We start from the raw sequence: 11044 nt of genomic DNA, 5'->3' as shown, positions 1-11044 counted from the left end.
AACCATGTCCACGATCTCCGAGCGCGAGCTCGCCGCGACCCTCGACCACGCCATCCTCAAGCCCGAGCTGACCCGCGAGCAGGTCGACGCCGAGCTCGACATCGCCGCCGAATGGCGGGTCTTCTCGGTGTGCGTGCGCCCCTCCGACATCGCGCACGCCGTCGCGCGACTCGACGGCACCGGCGTCGCCGTCGGCACGGTCATCGGCTTCCCGCACGGCACGACGTCCACGGCGGCGAAGGTCGCCGAGGTCCGTCAGGCCGCCGCCGACGGTGCCTCCGAGTTCGACATGGTCGTCAACATCGCCGCGCTGCGTTCGGGCTTCGACGACGTCGTCGTCGACGACATCCGTGCCGTGGTCGAGGCAGCCGAGGGCAAGATCGTCAAGGTGATCCTCGAGACCAGCCTGCTCGACGACGAGCAGATCGCCCGCGGCAGCCGCCTGACCGAGGCCGGCGGAGCCGACTTCGTCAAGACCTCGACCGGCTTCGCCGGGGGCGGCGCCACCGTGCCCCACGTCCGCTTGATGCGCGAGAACGTCGGCGAGGCCGTTCAGGTCAAGGCCTCCGGCGGCGTGCGCAGCTTCGCCGACGCGGTCGCCATGCTCGACGCGGGCGCCACGCGCCTCGGCACGAGCGGCAGCGCGACGATCCTCGGCGAGGCGCGCCGGCTCGAGGCCGGCGGCGAGGCCACCGGCGCCGTCGACGAGTCGTCGTACTGACCACGCGGGCCGCGGCCCGCTCCGGCGCGCGAGGCGCTGGCCTCAGGCGAGGGCCTCGCGCACCCGGACGACGTCGTCGTCCATCTGCTCGATGAGCGCCGGAATGCCCGCGAAGGCCACCATCCCGCGGATGCGGGCCGTGAAACGGACCTCGACGCGGTGACCGTAGAGGTCGAGGTCGGTCTCGTCGAGCACATAGGCCTCGACCTGCCGTTGCGGGACGTCGTCGAACGTGGGGTTCGTGCCCACCGAGATCGCCGCCGGATAACGGATGACGCTTGCCGGCAGCATCCCGTCGGCACCGGGCATCCCGAGGTCGATGAGCCATCCGGCGTACACGCCATCGGCCGGGATGAACCCCGCGGCATCGGTCGCGAGGTTCGCGGTCGGGTATCCGAGCTCGCGCCCGCGCTTGAGTCCGTGCACGACCTCGGCCTCGACCGCGTGAGGGCGGCCGAGCAGGCGGGCGGCCCCCGCGACGTCGCCGGCCGCGAGCAGATCGCGCACCCAGGTCGATGAGACGCGCCGTCCGGCGTCGCGGGCACGGACGTCCGTGACGACGTCGACGTCGAACCCGTGCTCGCGCCCGAGTGCGGCGAGTACCGCGGGATCACCCTCGCCGCCGCGACCGAACCGGAAGTCGTCGCCGACGAGGACCCCGACGGCGCCGAGCGCGCGAACGAGGATGCTCTCGACGAAGTCGCGTGCCGAGAGCGCGGCGAGCTCCGCGTCGAATCGCAGCACGAGGACGGCATCCACCCCCGCCGCCGCGAGGAGGCCGATCTTCTGATCGAGCGCGACGAGCGGCTCGGGGCACAGCTCCGGACGCAGCAGGCTCAGCGGGTTGCGGTCGAAGGTGACCGCGACGACGCGCGCGCCGCGCGCGGCGGCATCGACCCGGGCCCGGTCGATGACCGCCCGGTGCCCCGAGTGCACGCCGTCGAACTTGCCGATGGCCACGACGCTCGGGCCGAAGTCTGCGGGAACCTCGGCGGGGTCTCGATAGACGGTCACCATGACGATCCCTCCAGGACGGCCGGACGCTCGCGGCTGTCCTCAGCGCCGTTGCGGTGCGACACGAGCCACCAGATGCCCACGAACGGCAGGGCGAGCGGAACCCAGAAGTAGCCGAAGCCGTAGCCCGACCAGACGGTCGCGTCGTGCGAGAACAGGTCGGGAAGCACGAGGCTGAGCGTGCCGACGACGAGGACACCCACCAGCTCGAAGCAGATCGCGACCCACGCGATCGCGTACCAGGTGCGCGACCCGGACTTCACCAGTGCGACGGTGGCGAGCACGTACACGAGGGCCGCGGCCGCCGACAGCGAGTACGCCAGCGGTGCGTTCGAGAAGTCCTCCACGATCTGGACGAACGAGCGTCCCGTCGCGGCGAGTGCCATGACGGCGTACACGACCACCAGAACGCGGCCGATGCCGGTCATTCGAGGGCGGGGATGATCCATGACCTCACCAATGATAGGTGGCACGCGGGCGGCTTCAGACGACCTGAACCGTCCAGATCACCTGCATCCGCCAGACCATGATCGCGACCGACAGTGCGGCCACCCCGAGGATGACGGTGCTCCAGCGACTGCGTTCGACGAGCGCCCAGAACACGGCAGCGGGCGGCAGCAGCACGGCGGAGACGAGATACACCCAGAACTCCAGGAGACTTCCCGACGGGGCGTTCCCCGCGAGCGGCGCGATGATCGCGACGACGACCTGCGCGATCAGGAGCACCTCGACGAGAGCGAGCGACCCGACCGAGAGATCGCTCGGGCGGCGGTTGGCGAGGCCGAGGACGGTGCACAGCAGGCCCGCGGCGACCGCCACCGCCACCTGCACGATGGTGAAGACCGTGATCATGCGTCCTCCGCCATGTTCATGAGGCTCTTGACGTCGGCACCGCGACGCTCGACGATGCCGACGAGTCGTCCGTCGGGATCGATGGCCGCCGGATGCGGCGCCGACAGGCGCGCCGCCGCTCCGAGGAGTCGCTTGCCGTGGCGCAGGTCGCGCGCCTCCTCGGCGGTCACGTCGAAGGCGCCGAGCACCGCGGCCGCGACATCCGCGTCGCGCAGCAGCTGCGTGTCGGGGGCGATCTCGGTCGCGGCATCCGAGACCGCGAACGGTCCGATGCGGGTGCGGCGCAGGGCCGTGAGGTGTCCCCCGACGCCGAGGTCGGCACCGAGATCGCGAGCCAGCGCCCGGATGTACGTGCCGCTCGTGCAGTCGACGACGACATCGACGTCGACGGCGCGGGATGGTCCACCCTCGGCGGCGCCGGGGTCGGCCTCGAGCGCGACCTCGCGCACGTCGCGCACGTCGAAGCGCGAGACGGTGACGCGACGTGGCTTCAGCTCGACCTCTTCGCCCGCGCGCGCGAGGTCGTACGCCCGCTTGCCGCCGACCTTGATCGCCGACACCCGGCTGGGCACCTGGTCGATCTCGCCGGTGAGCGCCGCGATGCCGCGATCGATGCCGGCGCGGTCGACCGCGGCGAGTGCCTCGTTCGTCGCATGGTCCGTCACGGTGCCGTCTGCGTCGTCGGAATCGGTCGAGACGCCGAGGCGAATGGTCGCCTCGTAGGTCTTGTCGAGCCCCACGATGTAGGTCAGCAGGCGAGTCGCCGGCCCCACACCGAGGACGAGCAACCCCGTCGCCATCGGGTCCAGCGTTCCGGCATGACCGATCTTGCGGGTGCCGAGGGCTCGGCGGGCACGGGCGACGACGTCATGACTGGTCATCCCGCCCGCCTTGTCGACGAGCAGGATGCCGCGGGGCGCGGTTTCGGGCATGCCTCCCAGCCTACGGCGGCACCCCGCCGGCCCCGGACGCGGTCAGTCCAGCGCCAGCTCCACGGTCGCGAAGGAATGCGGCGGCATCGTCACGACGAGCTCACCGCCCTCGAAGGCGGTCGTGAGGGGCCGCGGCTCGACACGGTCGGGCACGTCGGCGTCGTTGTACGTCGTCGCGCTGTCCGCCCCCAGCACACGGGCACGCGTGACGCGCGCGCCGCAGCCTCGGAGGTCGATGCGCACCTCGCACTCGTCGTCCGTCGAGAGGTGGGTGAGCGAGATGAGCGCCGCCCCCTCCTTCGTCGAGGCGGACATCGACACCAGCGGCAGCTCTCCCCCGCGCGCCGTCGTCGCGGGCGCGTCGAGCACGTGGGCGGCGAGCGCACGGGCGTCCTGGTGCCCCTTGTTCATCTCGAACACGTGATACGTCGGGGTGAGGACGAGCTTGTCACCGTCGGTGAGGATCATCGCCTGCAAGACATTCACCGTCTGGGCGATGTTGGCCATCGAGATGCGCCGCGCGTAGCGGTGGAAGATGTCGAAATGGATGCCGGCGACGAGGGCGTCGCGAATCGTGTTCTGCTGGAACAGGAACCCCGGGTTGGTCCCCTTCTCGGCGTTCCACCACGTGCCCCACTCGTCGCAGACGAGGCTCACCCGGTTCTCGGGGTCGTACGAGTCCATGACCGCGACGTGTCCGCGGACGACGCGCTCGAAGTCGCGAGCGTACGCCATCGTGTCGTAGAACTGCTCGTCGGTGAACGTCGTCGCGTCCTCGCGATTGATGCCCGATCCGGTGTGCGTGTAGTAGTGGAACGAGATCGCCTGGTACGGATGCTTGTCGTACAGGTTCGCGGCGTGCGACTCGACGAGTGTCTTCACGAGCACCCGCGTCCACTCGAAGTCATCCTCGTTGGCGCCGGCAGCGATGAGCGTCAGCCGGTTCTCGCCGTGATCATGGCAATAGGTCGCGTACCGCCGTGCTTCTTCCGCGTAGAACTCGGGAGACAGGTTGCCGCCGCACCCCCAGGGCTCGTTGCCGATGCCCCAGAACGGCACACGCCACGGCTCGTCGCGACCGTTCTCACGGCGCAGCCGCGCCATCGGGCTGTCGTCGTCACGCGTGAGGTATTCGACCCACTCCGACATCTCCTGCACCGTGCCGCTGCCGACGTTGCCGTTGACGTACGCCTCGGTACCGAGCAGGTCGCACAGATCCATGAACTCGTGGGTTCCGAAGTGGTTGCTCTCGACGACGTCGCCCCAGTTCGTGTTCGCGATCTTCGGACGCTGCTCGCGCGGACCGATCCCGTCGCGCCAGTGATACGTGTCGGCGAAGCATCCGCCGGGCCAGCGCAGGTTCGGGATGTCGAGCGCGCGGAGGGCATCGACGATGTCTGTGCGGATGCCGCGGATATTGGGGATCGACGAATTCTCGCCGACCCAGAAGCCGTCGTAGATGCAGCGCCCGAGGTGCTCGGCGAAGTGCCCGTAGATGTGTCGGCTGATGCGATCGCCGACGACGTCGAGGTCGATGACCGCACGTGCGGACGAGGTCATGTGGTTCTCCAGTGCTCGTGCTCGGTGAGCGGGACCAGCGGAGGACGCTCCGCGGTCGTGGTCAGGGTGATGCGGCGGCCCTCTCGCGCCGACCGGGTGAGAGCGCTCATGATCTCCAGGACGTGCAGGGCGACCTCGCCGCTCGCACGCCCCGCGCCGGCGCCGCCGCGCACGACGTCGAGAACCCCGATGCCGCGGCCCGCGCCTCGGTAGCCGGCGCGCGGTGCGATCGCGGTCCACTCCGCTGCCCGCGGCCGGCGCATGGTCACCTCGCCGTCGAAGAAGTTGGGGTCGGGCAGGGTCAGCGAAGCGCTCTCGCCGTGCACCTCGATCGGTGCGGCGTGGGTCGCGGCGGCGTCGAAGCTGAAAGTCACCGTCGACAGGGCACCGCCGGCGTGCTCGAGCACGCCGGTGACATGCGTGTCGATCTCGACGGGGATGCGCTCCCCCGCGCGCGGACCGGAACCGATCGTGCGCTCGTCGCGGGATCGCGATGACGCGCCCGATACGCGCACGACGGGCCCCAGCAGATGGAACAGGGCCGTGAGGTAGTAGGGCCCCATGTCGTAGAGCGGTCCGCCGCCTTCGCGATAGTAGAAGTCGGGATGCGGGTGCCAGGCCTCGTGTCCCGACGACAGCCACGTCGCGACCGCCGCGATCGGCCGGCCGATCTCACCGGCGTCGACGACCGCGCGCGCGGTCTGCACCCCCGACCCCAGCACGGTGTCGGGAGCCCCGCCGACCCAGGCACCGTTCGCGCCGGCCATGACCCCGAGCGCCTCGTCGAAGGTCGCGGCCAGCGGCTTCTCGCCGTAGACGTTCTTGCCCGCGGCGAGTGCTGCGCGCGCGACCTCGCCGTGGGCGGCGGGGATCGTCAGGTTCACCACGGTCTGCACCGCCGGGTCGGCGACGAGCTCGGCGACCGACAGCGCCCGCGCCCCCGGGAACCGCTCGGCGACCGACCGGGCGCGGTCGGCGTCGAGGTCGGCCGTCGCCGCGATACGGACGGCGGGGTGTTCGCCCAGCGTCTCCAGATACTGGCCCGAGATGACCCCGAGGCCGACTACACCGATGCCGTGCGGCTCGCCCACAGCATCCCCCTCTCGATGATGGTGCGGACGTTGACGTCGCGCAGGACGACGAGACTGTGCCCCGGCGTCGCGACGAAGATGCGCCCCTGTCCCCACTCGCGCGTCCAGACGGCGGGCGAGGTGATGGGGCGGTGCCACGGGTGGTACGGCTGCACGGGGTGCGTCGTCGTCGCGAGAACGTCGTTGAGGTCGTCGCAGAGCACCCAGTACTGCTCCGTGCGCAGCGTGAAGTCCTCGAGACCGGCCATGATCTGCGACCGGCGCCCCGCGTCGGTGAGGTCGACGGTGTAGCAGAGGTAGTTATCGGTCTCGTCGCCGACCCGGGCATCGGGGTGCTTCGCGGGATGCGTCGCGAACTGCCCGCCGATGAGCTGCAGGTAGTCGGAGTTGTCGCGGTACGAGTCGGCGATGCCGCCGTGCCAGCCCGCGAGTCCTGTTCCACGCTCGACCGCGTCGCGGAGGCCCGCGAAGGCCTCGCGCGAGATCTTCGACATCGTCACCGATTGCACGATCAGATCGGTGCGCTCCATCGTCTCCCGGTCGGTGTAGACCTCGTTGTCCTCTTCGATGCGGACCTCGAAGCCGTTCTCCTCGAGGAACGGGACGAAGAGGTTGGTGGCCTCGACGGGCTTGTGCCCCTCCCAGCCGCCTCGGACGATGAGCGCCTGTCTCGCGGTCATGAGCTGACCCCTTCCACTCGGATGCTTCTGCTGTCGGATGCCGCGCTCTCCTCGACCGCCGCGAGCACGCGCTGCACCCCGGCGGCCTCGGCGAACGACGGATGCGCGTCGATCTCACCGGCGACGGCGCGGACGAAGTCGACGCTCTGATGCGTGAACAGGTGCTCGTAGCCGAGCCCGTGCCCCGCTGGCCACCAGGCTCCCGCGTAGGGGTGCTCGGGCTCGGTCGCGTCGATGCGCCGGAAGCCCTGCTCGCCGGCGGGGAGTGTCGCGTCGGCGAAGAGCAGGTCGTTGAGGTGCGAGAAGTCGAAGGCGACCGCCCCGCGGTCGCCGCTGATCTCGATGCGGTTGGCGTTGCGGTGGCCCGTGGCCATGCGCGTCGCCTCGAAGACGCCGAGAGCGCCGTCGGAGAAGGATGCCGTGAACGCCGCGGCGTCGTCGACGGTGACGCGCTCGGCCCCGGCCCCGGCTCCGGCCCGGCCGCCGAGCCCGACGCGCTCGTCGAGGACGGGACGCTCGTCGACGAAGGTGCGGAGCGTGCCCGAGACGCTCGTGATGCGCGATCCCGTGAGCCATTGGGCCGCATCGATGCTGTGCGCTCCGATGTCGCCGAGAGCGCCCGATCCCGCGCGGTCACGATCGAGGCGCCACGTGAACGGAGCCTCCGGATCGGTGAGCCAGTCCTGCAGGTACTGGGCGCGGACGTGCCGGATGCGGCCGACGCGGCCCTCCTCGATCAGGCGCCGCGCCAGAGCGAGGGCGGGCGTGCGGCGGTAGCTGAACCCGCACATCGCGACGACGCCGCCCGATGCCGCCGCGGCGGCGGCATCCGTCATCCGGTCGGCGTCGGCGACGTCATTGGCCAGCGGCTTCTCGCACAGGACGTGACGGCCGGCGTCGAGGGCGGCGAGCGCGATCTCGGCGTGGGTGTCGCCGGGGGTGCAGATGTCGACGGCGTCGATGTCGTCGCGTGCGATGACGGCGCGCCAGTCGTCGCCCGACTCGGCGATGCCGAACCGCGACGCGGCATCGGACGCACGCTGGGCATCGCTGCCCGCGAGCACGACGACCTCGGGCTCGAACGGCAGATCGAAGAAGCGCGGAGCAGTGCGCCAGGCGTGCGCGTGCATCCGTCCCATGAACCCGGTTCCGATGATCGCGATGCGCAATCGTCTCGACATCCTCGTCTCCCTCCGCACCGGTGCGTGTGATCGCGGACCACGATGTCACAGCCTCTCGACGCGGCCGTCGCGCTTTGCGCAAAATAGGGGCATGCCGTCTCACCGACCGAGTCTCACCGACGTCGCCGCGGCCGCCGGGGTCAGCGTCGCGACAGTCTCACGCGCGCTCCGCGGGCGCGGCGAGCTGTCGCCCGAGACCCGCACACGTGTGCTGCAGACGGCCGAAAGGCTCGGGTACACGCGGGGCGGAACACCGCGAGGCCGGCCTCGCGGCGGTACGTCCCGCATCTTCGATCTGGTTCTGGGGCACTTCCACGATCCCTACACCGACGAGGTCGTCGCGGGAGCCCACACCGCTGCATCGCGCCTGAGCTACGACCTTGTCCTCACCGCCGAGCGCGACGATCCGGGCGACGATTGGCCCGCTCGCATCCGCTCGCGGGGATCGGCAGGGGTCGTGCTCGGCCTCATCCTGCCCACGGCCGCTCAACTGGAGATCGTGCAGAGCGCGGGCATCCCCGTCGTCCTGCTCGAGCCGCCGTCGGGGACCACCCAGCGCGTGCCGAGCGTGCGGAACACCGATCACGCGGGCGGCTCGGCGGCGGCGGAGCACTTGCTCGCGCAGGGCGCGCGGCGCTTCATCGTCATCGGCGGCGCTCCGTCCTACCGGTACGGCCGCGCGCGGATCGAGGGCTTCCTCTCGACGCTCGACGAGACGGCACCGGCCGCGCCCCGCACCCTGACGACGGCGGACTGGGGTGCGGCGGACGCGCGGCGCGCGTGCGCCGCTGCGCTCGACGACCTCGGCGGCGAAGGCCCCATCGGACTCTTCGCCTGCTCCGACGAGATGGCCGCGGGCGCCTACCGGGCGATCGCCGAGGCCGGGCTCGCGGTAGGGCGCCACGTTCTCGTCGTGGGATACGACGACGTGCGTGGTGCGCGGTGGCTGCATCCCCCGCTCACCACGATCCGCCAGCCCATCCGCGAGATGGCCGCGGCAGCGGTCGGCCTCCTCGCGCAGATGGCGGGCGGCGCCCAGCTCGCCGACGAGGTGGTCGAGCTGCCCACGGTCCTCGTCGCCCGCGGCTCGACCGGCCGCCCTCGGTGACGACCGCCGCGACGGCTCAGGATGACGCGACGACCGGGAAGTACACGGCGTAGCGCTCGTCGACGATCTCGTTCAGCGGCACGAATCGGATGCCGGCCGAGTTCCCGACACTGCGGTATCGCGTGAGCCACTGCGACCACTGCCTCTCATCGTCGGCGGCCAGCAGCGTCGCCGGGTCGGAGCCGTCGCCCACGAGCGGCGTCTCACGGTCGACGAGGCCCGCGAGAACGACGGCGCCCTCGACGAAGGCGACGGTCTCGGGCTCGTCGGGAATCGGCACCGTTCGCAGTTCGAATCCGAAACCCAACTCGACCTCGGTGCGCCCGCCGGGGTGATCGACCTCCACGAAGCTCCCGCGACGCACCACCGCGAGGTCCGACCGAACGTGCACCTCGCCCATGGTCCAGGCCGGCACGCGCATCCGGACGCGGCCCCCGACGCTCGCCGGCGACTCGATCACGACCGACACCCGCAGCGCGTGCGGCCGATGCGCCGGGCCACCGGGGCCCGCGTTCGCGTCCGGACCGACGTAGAGCGCGTCGTCGAGGGTGCGCACCTCGACAACGAGGCGGCCCGCCGCGGTCTGCGCATCGGCGCGGACGGGGATGTACTGCGCGACGGTGACGGCGTCGTCGTCCGCGTAGACCGCGAGCGAAGAGTGCCGCGTGTGCGCCTGCACCACCGTGCCGTGGCAGCACCAGAAGTCTTCGGTGGGCGATCCCCATTCCTTGCGCGAACCGCTCTGCAGGGGCAGGAAGTAGCTCACCATCCCGGTGCCGGGATGCTGCTGCGCCAGGATGCCGTTCACCAGATTCGCCTCGATGTAGTCGAGGTACGACGCCTCCCCGGTCCATCGGTAGAGCACGTCCGCCAGCCGGATCATGTTGTACACGGCGCAGTGCTCCTGCGTCTTCGTGCCCCGCCGCGCGGCGAAGGCGAACGGCGGCGTCCAGATCTCACCCGAGGTCTGCCCGCCCGTGCAGAAGGTCCCGCGTCGCGTGACGGCCCAGTCCCAGTACGCCTCGACGACGCGTCGCCAGCGTTCCTCTCCGGTGACCTCGAAGGCGCGGGCAGCGCCCAGCACCTCGGGGATCGTGGTGTTGGCGTGCATGTTGGTCAGCATGTCCTCCCCCGCCAGCAGACCGTCGAAGAGCGACCGGTGGTCGTACCGGTCGAGGAGCTCGCGATACATGTGGTCGCTGGTGGCGTCGAGGAGGTCTGCCCACGCCTCGAGCATGCCGCCCGTCTCGACCTCGAGGATGGCCTGGAACTCCTCGGGCTCGAATCCCCGCGCCCATTCCGCGAGCACCCCGGCCGCCCGGTGGGCGATGCGCAGAGCTTGCTGGTCGCCGAGGTCTCGGTAGACGTCGACCAGACCCATGAGGGTCTTGTGGATGTTGTACTGCGGCGCCCACACCTCGCGCCCCTCGGCGAGGCGGCGCAGGAATGTCTGCGGAATGCCGAACACCCAGCCGTCCCCGGCATCCTGGCACGCCTCGAGCTCATCGAGGACGACCGCGAGCTTGCCCCGCAGCACGGGGTCTCCGGTGACGGCGACCTCGCGCGCGGCAGCCGACATCCAGTGCCCGACGAAGTGGCCCCGCAGAAGCGCGCCCGGTGTCTCCCAGCCCCAATGCCGCCCCCAACCGCTCTCGACCCCCGGGGTGGCCGACGGCTTCAGGTGCCATCCCTGGTCGCCGATTCCCGCCTCGATGCGGTGGTTCTGCACGAGAGCGCGTTCGTCGAGCGACGCGAGGTACTCGCGGTTGACGCGGCGACGGCGATCGTAGGTGCCTGCGAGCAAGCGGGCGGCACCGGGCGCGAGAGCGGATGCGGTCATGGTTGTGCCATCTCCTTCGATGTGCTGAGATCGATCTCTGACTGTACCGCCCGAGCGATGCCAGC

Annotated in this window: 11 protein-coding genes; 2 read left to right on the top strand and 9 right to left on the bottom strand. The window is 70.9% G+C overall.

Going from position 1 to position 11044, the window contains the following annotated elements; translation table 11 throughout:
- Window positions 1–4 precede the first annotated feature (4 nt).
- Entirely contained in the window at window positions 5–721 is a 717-nt protein-coding gene (gene deoC / locus C3481_RS10810) for a deoxyribose-phosphate aldolase (RefSeq protein ID WP_023955085.1), read from the top strand.
- A gap of 42 nt (window positions 722–763) precedes the next feature.
- Here the strand turns inward: deoC and C3481_RS10805 are convergent, their stop codons facing one another.
- From C3481_RS10805 to C3481_RS10770, 8 genes are read right to left on the bottom strand one after another with little or no spacing between them, the layout of a single operon-like run.
- Complete coding sequence (locus C3481_RS10805) at window positions 764–1735, bottom strand: bifunctional riboflavin kinase/FAD synthetase (protein ID WP_036306095.1); 972 nt, start codon at window positions 1733–1735, stop codon at window positions 764–766.
- Entirely contained in the window at window positions 1732–2163 is a 432-nt protein-coding gene (locus C3481_RS10800) for a hypothetical protein (RefSeq protein ID WP_023955089.1), read from the bottom strand. Before C3481_RS10800 ends, C3481_RS10805 begins: the two co-directional genes overlap by 4 nt.
- A 55-nt stretch (window positions 2164–2218) precedes the next feature.
- A complete protein-coding gene (locus C3481_RS10795; protein ID WP_023955091.1) occupies window positions 2219–2587 on the bottom strand; it encodes a hypothetical protein in 369 nt (122 codons plus the stop codon).
- Window positions 2584–3519, bottom strand: coding sequence for a tRNA pseudouridine(55) synthase TruB (gene truB, locus C3481_RS10790; RefSeq protein ID WP_103842280.1), 936 nt, complete (start codon window positions 3517–3519; stop codon window positions 2584–2586). The genes C3481_RS10795 and truB overlap by 4 nt, the downstream gene beginning before the upstream one ends.
- 42 nt (window positions 3520–3561) lie before the next feature.
- Window positions 3562–5079 (bottom strand): alpha-N-arabinofuranosidase, encoded by a 1518-nt coding sequence (locus C3481_RS10785; RefSeq protein WP_103842278.1) that lies wholly within the window; start codon window positions 5077–5079, stop codon window positions 3562–3564.
- The gene (locus tag C3481_RS10780; protein ID WP_064955075.1) at window positions 5076–6170 is read right to left on the bottom strand and encodes a Gfo/Idh/MocA family protein; all 1095 of its coding nucleotides are present in this window, start codon (window positions 6168–6170) and stop codon (window positions 5076–5078) included. The genes C3481_RS10785 and C3481_RS10780 overlap by 4 nt, the downstream gene beginning before the upstream one ends.
- A complete protein-coding gene (locus tag C3481_RS10775) occupies window positions 6143–6850 on the bottom strand; it encodes a ThuA domain-containing protein (protein ID WP_023955099.1) in 708 nt (235 codons plus the stop codon). Before C3481_RS10775 ends, C3481_RS10780 begins: the two co-directional genes overlap by 28 nt.
- Window positions 6847–8031 (bottom strand): Gfo/Idh/MocA family protein, encoded by a 1185-nt coding sequence (locus C3481_RS10770; RefSeq protein ID WP_103842277.1) that lies wholly within the window; start codon window positions 8029–8031, stop codon window positions 6847–6849. Before C3481_RS10770 ends, C3481_RS10775 begins: the two co-directional genes overlap by 4 nt.
- Window positions 8032–8122: 91 nt before the next feature.
- On the opposite strand from C3481_RS10770, the gene C3481_RS10765 reads away from it, so the two are divergent.
- Complete coding sequence (locus tag C3481_RS10765) at window positions 8123–9139, top strand: LacI family DNA-binding transcriptional regulator (protein WP_103842275.1); 1017 nt, start codon at window positions 8123–8125, stop codon at window positions 9137–9139.
- Window positions 9140–9155: 16 nt separating this feature from the next.
- Here the strand turns inward: C3481_RS10765 and C3481_RS10760 are convergent, their stop codons facing one another.
- Entirely contained in the window at window positions 9156–10979 is a 1824-nt protein-coding gene (locus C3481_RS10760) for a beta-L-arabinofuranosidase domain-containing protein (protein WP_181021920.1), read from the bottom strand.
- Between the last annotated feature and the right edge of the window lie 65 nt (window positions 10980–11044).

It is taken from the genome of Microbacterium sp. Ru50 (assembly GCF_002920555.1).
In the GTDB taxonomy this organism is placed as follows: Bacteria; Actinomycetota; Actinomycetes; order Actinomycetales; family Microbacteriaceae; genus Microbacterium; species Microbacterium arborescens.
The sequence above is the reverse complement of the archived record's forward strand: the minus strand, read 5'-3'. Positions and strand labels throughout refer to the sequence as shown.